This is a genomic window from Staphylococcus sp. HMSC070D05, from assembly GCF_001815595.1.
In the GTDB taxonomy this organism is placed as follows: domain Bacteria; phylum Bacillota; class Bacilli; order Staphylococcales; family Staphylococcaceae; genus Staphylococcus; species Staphylococcus hominis.
Genome location: NZ_KV821090.1, coordinates 71722 through 89986 on the forward strand (window position 1 = coordinate 71722; position 18265 = coordinate 89986).

21 protein-coding genes and 2 other annotated features (1 of these 23 cut by a window edge) are annotated in these 18265 nt (G+C 31.1%); of the genes, 20 read left to right on the top strand and 1 reads right to left on the bottom strand.

What is annotated here, in order from left to right:
• Nucleotides 1-52, top strand: a binding site (T-box leader) (it extends 175 nt beyond the left edge of the window).
• Between the two features lie 39 nt (nt 53-91).
• From HMPREF3046_RS00695 to HMPREF3046_RS00710, 5 genes are all read left to right on the top strand, one after another.
• On the top strand, nt 92-2722 hold the full coding sequence (locus HMPREF3046_RS00695; protein WP_070715608.1) for a valine--tRNA ligase: 2631 nt from the start codon (nt 92-94) through the stop codon (nt 2720-2722).
• An 11-nt stretch (nt 2723-2733) separates the two neighbouring features.
• Nucleotides 2734-4002: a bifunctional folylpolyglutamate synthase/dihydrofolate synthase gene (locus HMPREF3046_RS00700; RefSeq protein WP_070715609.1), complete on the top strand. Its 1269-nt coding sequence runs from the start codon at nt 2734-2736 to the stop codon at nt 4000-4002.
• Between the two features lie 249 nt (nt 4003-4251).
• Nucleotides 4252-4941 (top strand): prepilin peptidase, encoded by a 690-nt coding sequence (locus HMPREF3046_RS10925; RefSeq protein WP_083316350.1) that lies wholly within the window; start codon nt 4252-4254, stop codon nt 4939-4941.
• A 23-nt stretch (nt 4942-4964) separates the two neighbouring features.
• On the top strand, nt 4965-5642 hold the full coding sequence (gene radC / locus HMPREF3046_RS00705) for a RadC family protein (protein WP_070715611.1): 678 nt from the start codon (nt 4965-4967) through the stop codon (nt 5640-5642).
• 125 nt (nt 5643-5767) lie between these two features.
• Nucleotides 5768-6001, top strand: a complete 234-nt coding sequence (locus HMPREF3046_RS00710; protein WP_242290604.1) for a hypothetical protein — start codon at nt 5768-5770, stop codon at nt 5999-6001.
• A gap of 91 nt (nt 6002-6092) precedes the next feature.
• Here the strand turns inward: HMPREF3046_RS00710 and HMPREF3046_RS00715 are convergent, their stop codons facing one another.
• Nucleotides 6093-6272: a hypothetical protein gene (locus HMPREF3046_RS00715; RefSeq protein WP_070715613.1), complete on the bottom strand. Its 180-nt coding sequence runs from the start codon at nt 6270-6272 to the stop codon at nt 6093-6095.
• A gap of 173 nt (nt 6273-6445) precedes the next feature.
• Between HMPREF3046_RS00715 and HMPREF3046_RS00720 the strand changes: the two genes are divergently transcribed.
• From HMPREF3046_RS00720 to secDF, 15 genes are all read left to right on the top strand, one after another.
• The gene (locus tag HMPREF3046_RS00720) at nt 6446-6910 is read left to right on the top strand and encodes a DUF4930 family protein (RefSeq protein WP_371093786.1); all 465 of its coding nucleotides are present in this window, start codon (nt 6446-6448) and stop codon (nt 6908-6910) included.
• Nucleotides 6911-6990: 80 nt separating this feature from the next.
• Nucleotides 6991-7119 (top strand): hypothetical protein, encoded by a 129-nt coding sequence (locus HMPREF3046_RS11450; RefSeq protein ID WP_017176153.1) that lies wholly within the window; start codon nt 6991-6993, stop codon nt 7117-7119.
• A gap of 170 nt (nt 7120-7289) precedes the next feature.
• On the top strand, nt 7290-8126 hold the full coding sequence (gene mreC, locus HMPREF3046_RS00725) for a rod shape-determining protein MreC (protein ID WP_070715615.1): 837 nt from the start codon (nt 7290-7292) through the stop codon (nt 8124-8126).
• Nucleotides 8126-8626, top strand: coding sequence for a rod shape-determining protein MreD (gene mreD, locus HMPREF3046_RS00730; RefSeq protein WP_070715616.1), 501 nt, complete (start codon nt 8126-8128; stop codon nt 8624-8626). Before mreC ends, mreD begins: the two co-directional genes overlap by 1 nt.
• Nucleotides 8627-8680: 54 nt before the next feature.
• Nucleotides 8681-8765, top strand: a sequence feature (ribosomal protein L21 leader region).
• 13 nt (nt 8766-8778) lie between these two features.
• Nucleotides 8779-9087 (top strand): 50S ribosomal protein L21, encoded by a 309-nt coding sequence (gene rplU / locus HMPREF3046_RS00735; protein WP_002448968.1) that lies wholly within the window; start codon nt 8779-8781, stop codon nt 9085-9087.
• Nucleotides 9088-9089: 2 nt separating this feature from the next.
• On the top strand, nt 9090-9410 hold the full coding sequence (locus HMPREF3046_RS00740; RefSeq protein WP_070715618.1) for a ribosomal-processing cysteine protease Prp: 321 nt from the start codon (nt 9090-9092) through the stop codon (nt 9408-9410).
• Nucleotides 9411-9421: 11 nt separating this feature from the next.
• Entirely contained in the window at nt 9422-9706 is a 285-nt protein-coding gene (gene rpmA, locus HMPREF3046_RS00745; protein ID WP_002449010.1) for a 50S ribosomal protein L27, read from the top strand.
• A gap of 143 nt (nt 9707-9849) precedes the next feature.
• A complete protein-coding gene (gene obgE, locus HMPREF3046_RS00750) occupies nt 9850-11142 on the top strand; it encodes a GTPase ObgE (protein WP_070715619.1) in 1293 nt (430 codons plus the stop codon).
• A gap of 12 nt (nt 11143-11154) precedes the next feature.
• Complete coding sequence (locus HMPREF3046_RS00755; protein WP_070715621.1) at nt 11155-11610, top strand: ACT domain-containing protein; 456 nt, start codon at nt 11155-11157, stop codon at nt 11608-11610.
• 11 nt (nt 11611-11621) lie between these two features.
• Nucleotides 11622-12227: a Holliday junction branch migration protein RuvA gene (gene ruvA / locus HMPREF3046_RS00760; RefSeq protein WP_070715623.1), complete on the top strand. Its 606-nt coding sequence runs from the start codon at nt 11622-11624 to the stop codon at nt 12225-12227.
• Between the two features lie 29 nt (nt 12228-12256).
• Entirely contained in the window at nt 12257-13252 is a 996-nt protein-coding gene (ruvB, locus tag HMPREF3046_RS00765) for a Holliday junction branch migration DNA helicase RuvB (RefSeq protein ID WP_070715624.1), read from the top strand.
• A 9-nt stretch (nt 13253-13261) separates the two neighbouring features.
• Nucleotides 13262-14287, top strand: a complete 1026-nt coding sequence (gene queA / locus HMPREF3046_RS00770; RefSeq protein WP_070715627.1) for a tRNA preQ1(34) S-adenosylmethionine ribosyltransferase-isomerase QueA — start codon at nt 13262-13264, stop codon at nt 14285-14287.
• A 19-nt stretch (nt 14288-14306) separates the two neighbouring features.
• Nucleotides 14307-15446 carry a tRNA guanosine(34) transglycosylase Tgt gene (tgt, locus tag HMPREF3046_RS00775; protein WP_070715629.1) on the top strand — a complete coding sequence of 380 codons (1140 nt, stop codon included), beginning with the start codon at nt 14307-14309 and terminating at the stop codon, nt 15444-15446.
• Between the two features lie 16 nt (nt 15447-15462).
• The gene (gene yajC, locus HMPREF3046_RS00780) at nt 15463-15723 is read left to right on the top strand and encodes a preprotein translocase subunit YajC (protein ID WP_002448938.1); all 261 of its coding nucleotides are present in this window, start codon (nt 15463-15465) and stop codon (nt 15721-15723) included.
• Between the two features lie 195 nt (nt 15724-15918).
• Entirely contained in the window at nt 15919-18204 is a 2286-nt protein-coding gene (gene secDF, locus HMPREF3046_RS00785; RefSeq protein WP_070715630.1) for a protein translocase subunit SecDF, read from the top strand.
• Nucleotides 18205-18265: the final 61 nt, after the last annotated feature.

The following is an 18265-nucleotide window of genomic DNA, read 5'->3' on the forward strand; positions in this document are numbered from 1 at the left end:
ATGGAGGTATCGTCTTGAATTTAGGTGGTACCACGGAGCATCCGTCCTATATATTAGGAAGGATGCTTTTTTATTTTAGGAGGTTATTTCAATGAAAATGGAATCAAAGTATAATCCTCGTGAAGTTGAAGCGGGGCGTTATGAAGAATGGGTAAAAAATGAATACTTTAAACCTCTAGAAGATGAATCTAGAGAAGCATATACAATTGTTATTCCACCACCGAATGTGACTGGTAAATTACATTTAGGACATGCTTGGGATACGACATTACAAGATATTATTACTCGAATGAAACGTATGCAAGGATACGATACGCTTTATTTACCTGGTATGGATCATGCGGGTATTGCAACACAAGCTAAAGTAGATGCTAAATTAAAAGAACAAGGTATTTCTCGTCATGATATAGGACGTGAAAAATTTTTAGAACATGCTTGGTCTTGGAAAGAAGAGTATGCATCTTTTATTCGTAAACAATGGGCTAAATTAGGCTTAGGTCTTGATTATAGTAGAGAACGTTTTACTCTTGATGACGGCTTAAGTAAAGCGGTTAGAAAAGTATTTGTTGATTTATATAATAAAGGAATTATTTATCGTGGAGAGCGAATTATAAATTGGGATCCAGTCGCACGTACAGCATTGTCAGATATAGAAGTGATTCACGAAGATGTGCAAGGTCATTTTTATCATTTTAAATATCCTTATGCTGATGGTAATGGATATATTGAAATTGCCACTACTCGTCCTGAAACAATGCTAGGGGATACTGCTATAGTCGTTAATCCAAATGATGATCGTTATAAAGATGTCATCGGAAAAAAAGTGATTTTACCAATTATTGGTAGAGAATTACCAATTTTAGCAGATGAATATGTTGATATTGAATTTGGTAGTGGTGCTATGAAAGTTACACCTGCACATGATCCTAATGATTTTGAAATTGGTCAGAGACATCATTTAGAAAATATTATCGTAATGGATGAAAATGGAAAAATGAATGACAATGCATCTCAGTATGCTGGTTTAGATCGTTTCGAATGTCGTAAAAAATTAGTAGAAGATTTAAAAGCTCAAGATTTAGTGATTAAAATTGAAGAACATATGCATTCTGTAGGTCATTCAGAACGTTCTGGTGCAGTAGTAGAACCTTATTTATCTACACAATGGTTTGTAAAAATGAAACCCCTTGCGCAACAAGCACTAGATAATCAAAAAACAGATAATCGAATTGATTTTTATCCACCACGCTTTGAAAATACATTTAATCGTTGGATGGAAGAAATTAGAGATTGGACTATTTCTAGACAATTATGGTGGGGTCACCAAATTCCAGCTTGGTATCATAATGAAACAGGTGAAGTATATGTTGGAGAAGAAGCACCTGCTGATATCGAAAATTGGACTCAAGATGAAGATGTGTTAGATACATGGTTCTCAAGTGCGTTATGGCCATTCTCAACTTTAGGTTGGCCTAATGAAGAAGCAAAAGATTATCAACATTACTATCCAACGAATGTTCTTGTAACCGGTTATGATATTATCTTCTTCTGGGTAGCAAGAATGATTTTCCAAGGATTAGAATTTACTGGTAAGCGACCATTTAATGATGTACTTCTTCATGGTTTAGTAAGAGCTGAAGATGGTCGTAAAATGAGTAAATCACTTGGTAATGGTGTAGATCCAATGGATGTTATCGAAGAATATGGAGCAGATAGTTTACGTTACTTCTTAGCAACAGGTTCTTCTCCAGGTAATGACTTACGTTATTCTACCGAAAAAGTTGAATCTGTATGGAACTTTATTAATAAAATTTGGAATGGCGCTCGCTTTAGCTTGATGAATATTGGAGAAGACTTTAAAGTGGAAGACATTGATTTATCTGGTAATTTATCTTTAGCGGATAAATGGATTTTAACACGACTAAATGAAACAATAGAGACCGTTACTAATCTGAGTGAAAAATATGAATTTGGTGAAGTTGGACGTGCTCTATATAACTTTATCTGGGATGAATTCTGTGATTGGTATATTGAAATGAGTAAAATACCAATGAATGGTGAAGATGAAGCTCAAAAACAAACAACACGTTCTGTTCTAAGTTATACACTCGATCAAATAATGAGAATGCTACATCCATTTATGCCATTTGTAACTGAAAAAATTTGGCAAAGTTTACCGCATGAAGGAGAAACAATTGTAAAAGCAGCATGGCCGACAGTTAAAGAAGAGTTTGTGTTTGATGAAAGTAAACAGACAATGGAACAATTAGTTGAAATTATTAAATCTGTGAGACAATCACGCGTGGAAGTAAATACACCACTTTCTAAATCAATCCCTATTCTCATTCAAGCTAAAAATGAAGAAATTAAAACAATCTTAGAAAAAAATGCTGATTATATTCATAGATTTTGTAATCCAAGTGAATTAACCATTGATACAAACGTAGATATTCCTGAAAAAGCGATGACAGCGGTAGTAGTTGCTGGTAAAGTAATTTTACCGTTAGAGGGACTTATTGATATGGATAAAGAAATTGAACGTTTAGAGAAAGAGTTAGACAAACTTCAAAAAGAGTTAGACCGTGTTGATAAAAAATTATCAAATGAGAATTTTGTTAATAAAGCACCTGAAAAGATTATAAATGAAGAGCGTGAAAAACAACAAAAATATCAAGAAAAATATAATGGTGTTAAAAACAGAATTGAACAATTAAAAGCATAGGAGAATTGTCAATGAATTACCTAGATAGCTTATATTGGATACATGAGCGCACTAAGTTTGGTATTAAACCTGGTGTTAAAAGAATGGAATGGATGCTTAACCACTTAAATAATCCTCAATTAAATATTCGCGGTATTCATGTGGGTGGAACAAATGGTAAAGGTTCTACAGTAGCTTATTTAAGAGCTGCATTAGTTGAGAATGGATATGAAGTTGGAACATTTACTTCTCCTTTTATTGAAACGTTTAATGAACGAATTAGTTTAAATGGTTATCCGATTTCAAATGACGAAATAGTTGAATTAGTAAAGCGAGTTAAACCAGTAAGTGAAGCGTTAGAACAAGAAACCGAACTCGGTTCTGCAACAGAATTTGAAATTATAACAACAATGATGTTTTTATATTTTGGAGATATACATCCTGTAGATTTCGTTATTGTAGAAGCGGGACTAGGAATTAAAAATGATTCAACTAATGTGTTTACTCCTATTCTTTCAATTTTGACAAGTATAGGATTAGATCATACTGATATTTTAGGAAGTACGTATTTAGATATTGCAAAAGATAAAGGTGCTATCATAAAACCTGATGTACCCGTCATCTATGCAGTGAAAAATGAAGAAGCTTTAAAATACATTAGAGATTTAGCAGAAAATCAGAATGCAAAGCCAATTGAACTAGATAGAGAAATCATTATTGTATCTGAAGATGATGAATTTACTTATAGATATAAAGATTATGAGTTAGAAACAATTATCTTAGATATGATAGGTGATCATCAAAAAGAAAATGCTTCATTAGCTATTACAGCTTTAATAGAGTTGAACGAAGAAAATATGATTGAATTAGATTTTAATAAAATGATTGATGCTATTGAAAGTGTTTGTTGGACAGGACGTATTGAGCAAGTTAAAGAAAATCCTCTTATTATTATTGACGGAGCACATAATAACGAAAGTGTTGAGGCATTAGTTTCAACAATCAAAAATTATTATGATCTTGAGAAAATGGATGTCTTATTTTCAGCAATTAAAGGTAAACCTGTAAATGAAATGTTAAGTAAATTACAAAATTTAGCTGGTACATTTTATTTTACTGAATTTGATTTTCATAAAGCCTTATCTAAACAAGAATTACTTGAGAGTATGGATGCTGATAATATCGAATATATTGATGATTATGTAGATTTTATAAATCACTATGATGGTAATGGCTTATTGATTACAGGTAGTTTATATTTTATAAGTGAAGTGAAATCGAAAGTTGAATTTGATTCATAATATATAGTATGTTAAATATTTAAATATGGCTATGAAGAAAGTTGTAAATTAAACTTCTTCATAGCTTTTTTATTAGTTATATCGTTGATAGATTAAGAGTGGGCTGATTATTTTTTATGAAGGTTTTATTCATTTTATCGAATTTAAAATACTTTAAAGAAGATATATATATTTATTGAAATGAATTTAATCTAATCCTCGTTATTCTATTTACTTAGACCATATTTTAGTTATAATGAAGGATATGAGGTGATCAGTATAATAGTATTATTAGCATTTACGTGTAGTGTCATATTTAGTTTTTTATATCAATTTTCAAGTATAGAGAAAGTGAATCTTCAATATTTCAAGCGACGATCACAATGTGATTATTGTCATACATCATTAAAGTGGTTTGATATTATACCATTATTAAGTTTCATATCCTTAAAAGGACGCTCGAGATGCTGTTCAAAGCCTTTAAAACGCTCCTATATTATAGGTGAATTATCCTCGTTTCTTATTGTCCCATATTTAATATTTATCGATATACATATAAATTATTCTCTCTTTATATTAACTTGTTTAATGTTGATAACGATGTCTCTAACCGATATTCAAACATTAACAATCAACAGTAACTTAATCCTCGTTTTTTTCTTTGTCGGTATATATATTTCTTCATTACATTTGATTTCATTTATATTTATTTTCTTTCTATTACATACATTTTTTCTATTAAATTCTAAAAGTATCGGGTACGGTGATATTTTATTACTTAGTATACTTTCTTTATTTTATACTTATGAATTTATGCTTCATCTAATATTATTAACTTGTGCAATTGGTCTCATATTTTATATCATCATGTTTCGTTTTAAGATACGTAAAATCCCACTTATTCCATTTATTTCAATCTCATATATTTTATTAATTAATTTTTCCAACAATATGATGTAACTAATAAAGAAAAGGTGATGTTTTTGAAAATTAAAGATATGGCCAAAAGTGAGCTTCCTAAAGAGAGACTCATTCAATATGGTGAAAAAAGTTTGTCTAACAGTGAATTATTAGCAATTTTAATTAACACTGGACGACAAGGGTTTTCAAGTATTGATATTGCGAATGAAATAATTAATAAAGTAAATAATTTAAAAGAATTAAAGTTACTTTCAATACATGATTTGTTAAAAATAAAAGGTATAGGACTGCATAAAGCTGTGACATTAAAAGCCGCTTTCGAATTGGGAGAAAGAATAAATAAACGTAATTCGATTGAAAAAGTAAAGATTAAATCTCCTAAAGATGTCGCAGATATGATGATGTCTAAAATGAAAGATTTAACTCAAGAGCATTTAATTGCTTTATTTTTAAATACTAAAAATATAGTGATTAAAGAGGAAACGATATTTATAGGAACATTAAACTCTTCAGTGATACACCCAAGAGAAGTCTTTAATGCTGCCATTAGAGCTTCATGTAATGCAATAATTGTGATTCATAATCATCCATCTGGAGATGTGACGCCTTCAAAAGAAGATATTGCTACTACAATTAGACTTAAAGAATGTGGAAAAATTCTAGGCATTGAATTACTTGACCACATTGTTATCGGTGATCAAAAATTTACTAGTTTAGTAGAGGAGGGATATGTCGTTTAAAAGATGAAAAATTATGTATAGTCTCATTGTTAAAATTTTAGTATAATAAGCCTTAATTACATATTTAGAGGTGTATGATGACTTTATTCTTAATCATAGGGGTATTAATACCTATTATTTACATAATGAGATTGAATATTAAACAAAAAACAATTCGTTTAAAAGAAACGCTTAATACTGTGTTATTATCGATTGTTGGTATTACAATTTTTTCTTTTATTGCAGTATTCGTCAATCATACGCATACTCAATTATATATTTTACTCATTAGTGATATAGTAACTGGAACGATATTTGGGGTACTATTAGCAACAATATATAAAATTTATGAATACTTGTCTCAAAGCAATCGTAAATAAAGCTAGTTAACTTTTCATACAATACAATCATAAACTAATTAATAAAGAGGTAGATTGTATCAATTACATTGAAAAGCAACTAGCTTTTTCATTATTTGATATAAGCTGAAAGCACATTAAAATTTTCTAAAATCCAAAGAACACCTTGATAGGCTAAATACAGTCCGAGAATAATAAAAGCAGCAGAGATTAAAAATCTTAAAAGTGCAAACCCTACTTTAAAAAGTATCACTGCAAGCAAGATAAGTAAAATAATTGTAAGAATGTTCATTTCTCACACTCCTCTAAATTTATTTTACGAGTGATATTAATTATTATAATATATTTTAAGAAAATGTTAATCAGTCTAAAGAATTTACTTAATTTACTTCTTTAGACCGATGGATAAAATCTATTTTATATTTATAATAATTTCGGTTTGAAATTGGAGGGATTTTATTGCGAATGGTATTTGGTATTTTTAAAAATATAGTAGCAGTTATTGCAATACTTAGTATTGTTTATTTTGCATTAAAATATGCTCCATTTTTAAGAGAACAGGACTGGAATCCTATGAATCAACATCACAGTAACCAATTCAGTCTTCCGCCAAGTAATCAAACATCGACACCAGTGCCTACTAATGGAAAAAGTTATACTATAGAAGAAAATAATTTACTTCAAAATATTCCTGCTAGTCAAACGAAAAATGTATTTAAATTTATAGATAAAAAAGAATTTATGGAAGTTTCAGGTATAGTTAGGATGGGATATAATGAAAATTATATTGTGGGGCAAAGAGATAATGAATTTATCATCTATAAATTTGGAAGTGATACGATTAAAGTCTTTAGTACGGAAATTGAAATGGATCAGGAATTAAATCGTCTAGGACAATCAATTACTTTAAAACCTCAGAATGAGTATTAAAAAATATAATTTGAAAAAAATAAATAAATGCGTTAATGTCTAAAATAGATACAATAATCTTTTGAAGGTTGGTGTAATATATGTCTGAACAATCTAAAGAAAAACAAGCAAATGAACAAGCAAAAGCACAAAATTTATTTTCTAAATGGAGAAAAGACGAAACGCTCTATGAAGAAGATAAAAAAGATAAGCCCAATAAAGAATCGTAAAATTAAATAAGATGACATTTGATAGGAGCAAGTACTAGAATTCAATGAAGATTCTGACTTGTTCCTTTTTTCTTCTTTGAAGATAATATTTAATATTATTCTTTATTTCAATCCTAGAGTAATATAAAATAGGATATAATAGTTTAAAATAAATAGTAGAGGTGTTATGAGTGTTAAATTTTTTCAAAAATAACAAGTTAATTGTTGTTTTTTGTGCAATAATTATTTTTATTGCATTGATTGGTTTGTCCATTCGTTCACAAACTCAATCACCTCCTGAGCAATATGTGGGGGACTCAGTGTCATTTGGTCAGAGAGTAATTAGTTACCCGGTAAATTTTGTGACTGGAGCTATAGGTGACTTCTTTAAATCTAACAAATCAAATAATAATAATGAAGTTAATCAATTAAAAGCAAAAAACGAAGCATTAGAAGCTGAAAATAAAAATTTAAAAAAAGAACTTGATATGACCGATGCTTCAAAATATGATGCAATTTCAGGTGCCATCATAGCACGTAATCCAGATCAATGGATGAATACAGTGATTATTGATAAAGGTAAAAAAGCTGGTGTAAGTAATAATATGGCAGTGTTTACTAGTGATGGTTTAATTGGAAGAGTAACTAGAGTGAATCAATTTTCTTCTCAAGTTGATTTACTTTCAACGAATACAAGAGCTGGAAAACTATCAGTCAATATTCAACATCATTCTAAAAATGTTTTTGGATTAATTGATCACTATGATAATAAAACTCAGGAATTAATTATTAGTAATATCAATAATAAGGATAAAATTTCAAAAGGTGACAAAGTAGTAACAAGTGGATTAGCCGATCAATTGCCAAGTGATTTATACATAGGAGAAGTGACGAAGGTAGAAAATGATGAATATGGTTTAGCAAAAGAAGTGAGAGTGAAAACTGGAGCTAATTTATCAGACATTCAACATGTATACATAGCGAAAAAAAGTAATAACACGGATTTCAATGAAAGAGAGACCCGATAATGAAAGCGTTCGTTTATATAATTATCGGTATCATCGTTTTTTATCTTGATACACTTATTAGTTTAGTTATTCCATTTCATATAGGCAACCTAACATTTATCTTAGTTCCTCATTTAACTCTAATGTATTTATTACTTTTATCCATTTATAGACCATTTATGGTCACATTATTACTAAGCATTTTTTTAGGTATTCTAACTGATATCTACTTTGGCAGTGTATATGGCTTATATTTGTTTGGTTATATATTCTTAATAACAATATTTAATAAATTTTTAAAGATTTTTTACCGAGACTATATTATGGTATATTGGTTCAGTATCATTGGTGTAATGATTCTTGAAATATTTGTAGCAATTATATATTCTGTCATTAGCTATGTAGAATTTGATTTACTAAGTTTTATATTACTACGTATTATTCCAACACTTATACTAAATATTATTTTATTAATTATTTTGATGCCTATATTCTTTAAATTTTTTAAAAAGCCAATATAATAGATTGACATTGAATATAAGTAATGGTAAGATGCAGTAGTTGAGTAGTTTTATAGCTACATACAACCGCTCAAATATAGGTTTAAGTGTTAAAATATTATTATTTTATCACCTGTATATGGCGTGACTTATAATTATAGGAGGTGCAAGGTATGTTTGCTATTATCGAAACAGGCGGTAAACAAATTAAAGTAGAAGAAGGTCAAGAAATCTTCGTTGAAAAATTAGATGTTAATGAAGGTGATTCATTCACATTTGATAAAGTATTATTTGTAGGTGGAGATTCAGTTAAAGTTGGTGCTCCAACTGTTGAAGGAGCTACAGTAACTGCTACTGTGAACAAACAAGGTCGCGGTAAAAAAATTACTGTTTTCACTTACAAACGTCGTAAAGATTCAAAACGTAAAAAAGGTCATCGTCAACCTTATACTAAATTAACAATTGATAAAATCAACGCTTAATTATGATTACTGTTGACATTTCAATTAATGATGAAGGTAAAGTAACAGACGTCATTATGGATGGTCATGCTAATCATGGTGATTATGGCTATGATATTGTTTGTGCAGGCGCTTCAGCTGTTCTTTTTGGAAGTGTGAATGCTATTTTAAGTTTAACTTCTGAAAAGCCAGATATTGATTATAATGATGATGGTGGTCATTTTCACATTAGATCAGTAGATACTAACAATGAGCAAGCACAATTAATTCTTCAAGCAATGCTTGTATCTTTACAAACGATTGAAGATGAATATAATGAAAATATAAGATTAAATTATAAGTGAGGTGTATCCTGATGTTAAAATTAAACTTACAATTCTTCGCATCTAAAAAAGGGGTAAGTTCTACAAAAAACGGTCGTGACTCAGAATCAAAACGTTTAGGTGCTAAACGTGCAGACGGTCAATTCGTAACAGGTGGCTCAATTTTATATCGTCAACGCGGTACTAAAATTTATGCTGGTGAAAATGTAGGTCGTGGTGGCGATGATACATTATTCGCTAAAATCGACGGCGTTGTTCGTTTCGAACGTAAAGGTCGCGACAAAAAACAAGTTTCTGTATATGCAGTAGCTGAATAATTTTTGTCTAATTAACACCAGAAGTGAAGACTTCTGGTGTTTTATTTTTGTTTAAAAATGATTATAATAGAATCTAATGTTTTAGAGTTAATGATATAATATTAGCGATGAATTAATAAAATATATAAAAAGAGGTGAGATATATGTTTGTCGATCAAGTAAAAATATCTCTAAAAGCAGGTGATGGAGGTAATGGTATTACTGCTTATCGTAGAGAAAAATATGTACCATTTGGTGGCCCTGCCGGTGGCGATGGCGGTAAAGGTGCTTCAGTCATTTTTGAAGTTGATGAAGGTTTAAGAACACTTTTAGACTTTAGATTTCAACGTCATTTTAAAGCTAAAAAAGGTGAAAATGGTCAAAGTAGTAATATGCATGGTAAAAATGCGGAAGACTTAGTTTTAAAAGTGCCTCCTGGTACCATTATTAAAAGTGTAGAAACAGAAGAAGTTTTAGCAGATTTAGTTGAAGAAGGTCAACGTGCAGTCATTGCTCGAGGAGGTCGAGGAGGTCGAGGAAATTCACGTTTTGCAACCCCTCGAAATCCAGCTCCAGACTTTAGTGAAAATGGAGAACCTGGAGAAGAGCTAGATGTTACCTTAGAATTAAAGCTACTTGCTGATGTGGGACTCGTTGGATTCCCAAGTGTAGGGAAATCAACATTGTTATCTATTGTATCTAAGGCAAAACCTAAAATTGGTGCTTATCATTTTACAACAATTAAACCAAATTTAGGTGTGGTTTCAACACCTGATCATAGAAGTTTTGTAATGGCAGATTTACCAGGTTTAATTGAAGGAGCTTCAGAAGGAGTCGGTTTAGGTCACCAATTTTTACGTCATGTTGAGAGAACAAAAGTTATTGTTCATATGATAGATATGAGTGGTTCTGAAGGAAGAGATCCACTTGAAGATTATCAAATCATTAATACTGAACTGATAAATTATAAACAAAGATTAGAAGATAGACCTCAAATTATAGTGGCAAATAAAATGGATATACCGGAATCAAAAGATAATCTAGAATTATTTAAAAAAGAAATTGATGAAGATGTAACTATTATTCCAGTTTCTACAATTACAAGAGATAATATTGATCAATTATTATATACAATTGCTGATAAATTAGAAGAAGTAAAAGATATTGATTTTAGTGTAGAAGAAGACGAAGATGCAGGTATTAATCGTGTATTATATAAACATACACCATCTCAAGATAAATTTACGATTACAAGAGATGATGATGGCGCCTATGTAGTAAGCGGTAATGCAATCGAGCGCATGTTTAAAATGACAGACTTTAATAGTGATCCAGCAGTAAGACGCTTTGCACGTCAAATGCGCTCTATGGGTATTGATGATGCATTAAGAGAACGTGGATGTAGTAATGGGGATATTGTTAGAATACTTGGAGGAGAATTTGAATTCGTTGAATAGGAGGACTTTGTAGTGGACAGCAAAGATTATAAAAAGTTTTATTTAATACGTGAAGACGTTTTACCAGAATCAGTGGTTAAAACGCTTAAAATTAAAGACGCTTTAAAAAAAGATTCCACACTGTCCATTTATGAAGCAGTTAAGCAGTTTAATCTATCAAGAAGTGCTTTTTATAAATATAGAGATACTATTTTTCCTGTAGATGAAAAGATTTTTGAACACCGTGAATTCACTTTAATTCTCTATGTTAATGATATAGTAGGAATGCTTGCTCAAGTATTACAAACTATTTCAAAATTAGCGTTATCCGTTTTAACTATTCATCAAAGTGTCCCAATGGAAGAAAAAGCAACGATTACACTCTCTTTGAGTGCAAACGATCAATCATTATCAATAGAAAAGGTCATGGGCACTTTGAGAAATATTCAACATGTTTACAAAGTTGAATTAATTAGTATGAGTATGTAAGGAAGGTATCTATGTACGCTTATATAAAAGGACATTTATCTCAATTGTTTCCAACGCATATTGTTGTAGAAACGTCTAATGGTATCGGTTATGAAATTCAAACTCCAAATTCATATCGATTTCAAAAATATTTAAATCAAGAATGTAAAGTCTTTACTTCACTTATTGTAAGAGAAGACGCTCAATTATTATATGGTTTTATTAGCGAAGAAGAAAAAGAGATGTTCTTAAGCTTAATAAAAGTTACAGGTATAGGTCCTAAATCAGCTTTAGCTATTCTAGCAACAAGTACACCTAACGAAGTTAAACGTGCAATCGAAAGTGAAAATGATACTTATCTAACTAAATTTCCTGGTATAGGTAAAAAGACTGCACGACAAATTGTATTAGATTTAAAAGGTAAAGTTAAGATTACAGAAGAGACTAGTGAGACCTTATTACAGGTTGAGGGACAAGTTGAAGAAAATGACAATATAATTAAGGAAGCGTTATTAGCGCTTGCAGCTTTAGGATACTCTAAGAGAGAGCTTTCTAAAGTTGAGAAAGTGCTTAATAAAACATCCATCCACTCTGTTGATGAAGCAGTTAAGATTGGTTTGAAAACGCTTGTATCTTAATATTATGAACGATAACTGGGGGGATAATTATGGATGATAGAATGGTAGATCAATCATTACACAATGAAGAATCTTCTTTTGAATTCTCACTCAGACCAACTAAATTAAAACAATATATTGGGCAATCATCAATAAAGAATAATTTAGAAGTTTTTATAAAAGCGGCTAAACTAAGGGATGAGCCATTAGATCATGTATTACTTTTTGGTCCTCCAGGATTAGGTAAAACAACACTTTCCAATATTATTGCTAATGAAATGGAAGTAAATATAAGAACTGTATCTGGTCCATCATTAGAGCGGCCTGGCGATTTAGCGGCAATTTTATCAGGTTTACAACCTGGCGATGTTTTATTTATTGATGAAATTCATCGCTTAAGTAGTGTAGTAGAAGAAGTTTTATACTCTGCTATGGAGGATTTTTTCTTAGATATTATTATCGGTAAAGGTGATGAAGCACGTAGTATACGTATTGATTTACCACCTTTTACTCTAGTAGGTGCGACAACACGTGCTGGAAGTTTAACAGGTCCTTTAAGAGATCGATTTGGTGTCCATTTAAGATTAGAGTACTATTCGGAATCAGATTTAAAAGAAATCATTATTCGAACTGCTGAAGTATTAGGTACAAAAATTGATGATGAAAGTGCAGTTGAGCTTGCTAAGCGTTCAAGAGGAACACCTCGTGTTGCAAATCGACTACTAAAAAGAGTAAGAGATTTTCAACAAGTAAATGAAGATGAACAAATCTATATCGAAACAACAAAGCAAGCTCTAAACTTACTGCAAGTGGATGCTGAAGGTTTAGATTACATTGATCATAAAATGATGAATTGTATTATTAATCAATATAATGGGGGCCCTGTGGGATTGGATACAATAGCAGTGTCAATTGGAGAAGAACGTATTACAATTGAAGATGTCTATGAACCCTTTTTAATACAAAAAGGATTTATAGAACGAACACCAAGAGGTAGAAAAGCAACACCATTTGCCTATGAACATTTCAAAAAAACTAAAGAATGAGGGAATAATATGAACGTTGAGGAGTTTGATTATCATTTACCTGAATCGTTGATTGCTCAGACACCTTTAAAAAATAGAGATCAAAGTAGATTACTTGTGTTAGGTAGAAAGACCGGAAATATTGCACATAAACACTTTACAGATATTATGGATTATTTTGAACCTGGAGATACATTAGTATTAAATGACACACGTGTTATGCCAGCGCGTTTATTCGGTTTAAAAGAAGAAACAGGTGCAAAAGTAGAAATGTTAATGCTTACTAGGATAGAGGACAATGACTGGGAAGTATTATTAAAACCAGCAAAACGTATTAAAGTAGGTAATACTTTATCATTTGGTAACGGCAAAATCATAGCTGAATGTATAAAAGAATTAGAACAAGGTGGACGTATTATGCGTCTACATTATGAAGGTATTTTAGAAGAACGCTTAGATGAGTTAGGTGAAATGCCTTTACCACCTTATATTAAAGAACGTTTAGATGATCCAGATAGATATCAAACTGTGTATGCTAAAGAAAATGGTTCCGCTGCAGCGCCTACTGCAGGGTTACATTTTACAGATGAGCTTTTACAGAAAATAAAAGATAAAGGTGTCAATATTGCATTTATTACACTACACGTTGGTCTAGGTACCTTTAGACCAGTAAGTGTGGAGGATATTAATAATCATGAAATGCATAGTGAATACTATCAAATGACTAAAGAAACGGCAGATATTCTGAATAAAACTAAAGAAAATGGGAATAGAATTATTTCTGTAGGTACGACGTCTACTAGAACGTTAGAAACAATTCGTCGTGATCATGAACAATTTGTTGCCACAAGTGGTTGGACAGATATATTTATTTATCCAGGGTTTGAATATAAAGCAATTGATGGGTTAATTACTAATTTTCATTTGCCCAAATCAACATTAGTGATGTTAGTCTCTGCTTTTAGTAGTCGAGAATATATTTTGAATGCTTATAAAGAAGCGGTAAAACTTAAATATAGATTCTTTAGTTTTGGAGATGCAATGTTAATAATTTAATGAATGAGAGGTACAGATTATGCCAGCAGTAACTTATGAGCACATTAAAACATGTAAGCAATCAGGTGCACGTTTAGGGATTATTCATACACCCCACGGCTCATTTGAAACACCCATGTTTATGCCAGTAGGTACAAAAGCAACAGTTAAAACAATGAGTCCAGAAGAATTAAGACAAATTGAAGCTAAAATTATATTAGGAAATACGTATCATTTGTGGTTACAACCTGGAAATGATATTATCAAACAAGCTGGGGGCTTACATAAGTTCATGAATTGGGATGGCCCTATTCTTACAGATTCTGGTGGTTTTCAAGTGTTTAGCTTGAGTAATCTTAGAAAAATATCAGAAGAGGGTGTCGAATTTAGACATCATACAAATGGCTCTAAGTTGTTTTTAAGTCCAGAAAAATCAATGCAAATTCAAAATGACTTAGGTTCAGATATTATGATGGCATTTGATGAGTGTCCACCTATGCCTGCCGAATATAAATATGTAAAAGATTCAATTGAACGTACAACGAGATGGGCTAAACGATGTCTTGAAGCACATCAACGTCCAAAAGACCAAGCATTATTTGGTATTATACAAGGTGGAGAGTATAAAGACTTAAGAGAACAAAGTGCTAAAGAACTTGTATCGTTGGATTTTCCTGGATATGCTATTGGGGGTTTATCTGTAGGTGAACCTAAACCAGTGATGTACGATATGGTTGAACATACAGTCCAATTTATGCCAGAAGACAAACCAAGATACTTAATGGGAGTAGGATCCCCTGATGCATTAATAGAATGTAGCATTCGCGGTATGGATATGTTTGATTGTGTGTTGCCAACACGCATAGCTAGAAATGGAACATGTATGACATCTCAAGGACGATTGGTTATAAAAAATGCTAAATATGCAGATGATTTTAGTCCGATAGATGCGAATTGTGATTGCTATACTTGTAAGAATTATACACGTGCATATATTAGACATCTAATTAAAGCAGAGGAAACATTTGGTATCCGTCTTACTACTATTCATAATTTACATTTTCTGCTAAAATTAATGGAAGATATTAGACAGGCCATTCGAGAAGATCGTTTATTAGATTTTAAAGAAGAATTTTTCGAACAATATGGGCTAAATGTAGAGAACCCTAAAAACTTTTAATAAGGAGAACAACATAATGAATGTTTCAGCATTAATCTTGCCTATAATTTTAATTATAGTATTTTATTTCTTTTTAATTAGACCGCAACAAAAACGTGCGAAAGAGCATCGTGAAATGATTAGTCGTATCGAAGCAGGTCAAAAAATTACAACTATAGGTGGAATCAAAGGAACAGTTAAAGCTGTGGATGAAACAGCAGTTGTAATCACAGTAAATGGTCATGGTACTGAAATGACATTTGAAAAACCTGCGATTAAACAAGTTGATCCATCATAAATTATAATAAAAAGACATTCCAGACAACAAATTGTCTTGGAATGTCTTTTTATTAACTATCTATCTCGATTACACTAATAAAGAGGTTATGTTAAGATAGATAAGTCTTGTCACATAGATGTAATCTTTAATTCACTTGCACATGGTTTATTAAAAGATTATTCTAATTACATAAGTAAATAATGAGGTGTTCATGTGAAAAAAACAAGTAGAATAATTACATTCATACTCATTGTAGCGCTACTGTTTGTAGGTATGGGCTTTACATATAAGAATGTAGTTAAAAATGTAAATCTAGGTTTGGATTTACAAGGTGGTTTCGAAGTATTATATCAAGTTAAACCGCTTGGCGGTGATGGTAAAATCGACGATAAAGCTTTACAATCTACTGCTCAAACTTTAGAAAATCGTGTTAATGTATTAGGCGTATCTGAGCCTCATATTCAAGTTGAAGACCCTGATAGAATTAGGGTGCAGCTCGCAGGGGTGAAAAATCCTGATGAAGCTCGAAAAATTTTGTCTTCACAAGCAAATCTGACTATACGTGATGCAGATGATCACGTTAAATTAACAGGTAAAGATATTGTACAAGGTTCTGCAAAACAAGAATTTAAACAAGGTACAAACGAACCTGCAGTTACGTTTAAATTAAAAGACCGTGCGAAATTCAAAAAAGTTACAGAAGAAATTTCCAAAAAACAAGAAAATATGATGGTAGTGTGGTTAGACTATAAAAAAGGTGATAGCTATCATAAAGAGTTGGAAAAACCTGAAGATAAACGGAAATACGTTTCAGCCGCTTCAGTGGATCAACCCATTAATTCAGACAGTGTAGAAATTTCAGGTGGCTTCCAGGGTCAACAAGGCGTAGAGCGTGCTAAACAAATTGCAGAATTATTAAATGCAGGTTCATTACCAGTTGATCTAAAAGAAGTTTATTCTAATTCAGTAGGTGCGCAATTTGGTCAAGATGCATTAGATAAAACAATCTTTGCATCAATGGTTGGTGTTGCAATTATCTATTTATTTATGGTAGGTTTTTACAGATTACCAGGTATTGTAGCAGTGATTGCTTTAACAGTATATATTTATTTAACATTAGTAGCATTTAACTTTATATCAGGTGTACTTACGTTACCAGGTTTAGCTGCATTAGTATTAGGTGTTGGTATGGCTGTAGATGCAAACATCATCATGTATGAACGGATTAAAGATGAACTTAGAGTAGGACGAACGCTTAAACAGGCTTATTCTAAAGCAAATAAAAGTTCTTTCTTAACGATTTTTGATTCAAACTTAACAACGGTTATAGCAGCAGCAGTGTTATTCTTCTTTGGTCAAAGTTCAGTTAAAGGATTTGCTACGATGTTATTATTAGGTATTTTAATGATATTCATCACAGCTGTCTTCTTATCAAGAGGATTATTATCACTTTTAGTTTCTTCTAATTACTTTAAGAAGAAATATTGGATGTTTGGTGTAAATAAAAACAATCGCCATGATATCAATGAAGGTGTAGATGTTCATGACTTAAAAACAGCTTTTGAAAAATGGAATTTTGTTAAATTAGCAAAACCATTAATTGGAGTAAGTATTTTTATTTTAGTCATTGGTATAATGATTCTAAGTATATTTAAACTTAACTTAGGAATTGATTTCTCATCTGGTACAAGAGTAGATCTTGATTCTGATACGAAGTTATCTCAAACTAAAGTTGAACGTACGATTAAAGATGTTGGTTTGACACCTGATCAAATTCAAATTAATGGTAATGACAATAAACAAGCAACAATTCAATTTAAAAATGATTTATCTAAAGATGAAACTTTGAAACTTAATAAAGTTATTAATGATCAATATGGCCATAAACCGACAGTGAACACAGTGTCTCCAATGATTGGTCAAGAGTTAGCTAAAAATGCAATGAAAGCATTAATTTATGCAGCTATTGGTATTATTATCTATGTTTCATTAAGATTCGAATGGAGAATGGGGCTTTCTGCTGTCTTAGCATTACTTCATGACGTATTTATTATCGTTGCTTTATTTAGTTTATTAAGACTTGAAGTAGATATTACGTTTATCGCTGCAATCTTAACGATTGTAGGTTACTCAATAAATGATACAATTGTTACTTTCGACCGTGTAAGAGAAAATCTTCATAAAATTAAAGTAATAACAGAACCTCATCAAATTGATGATATTGTTAACCAATCTATTAGACAAACAATGACTCGTTCTGTTAATACAGTTCTTACAGTCGTGGTAGTCGTTATCGCCATACTTATCTTTGGAGCATCAAGTCTGTTTAACTTCTCATTAGCATTACTTATTGGATTATTATCTGGTGTATTCTCTTCTATCTTTATTGCAGTTCCACTATGGGGCATCATGAAGAAACATCAGTTAAAAAAATCTGAGAACGGTAAGCTTGTAGTTTATAAAGAGAAAAAATCAAACGATGAAAAAATCTTAGTATAATTAAATACGTGATATAAAATTAGTGGAAGAAACAAAAGAATTCTAATTGAATTCAATGTTT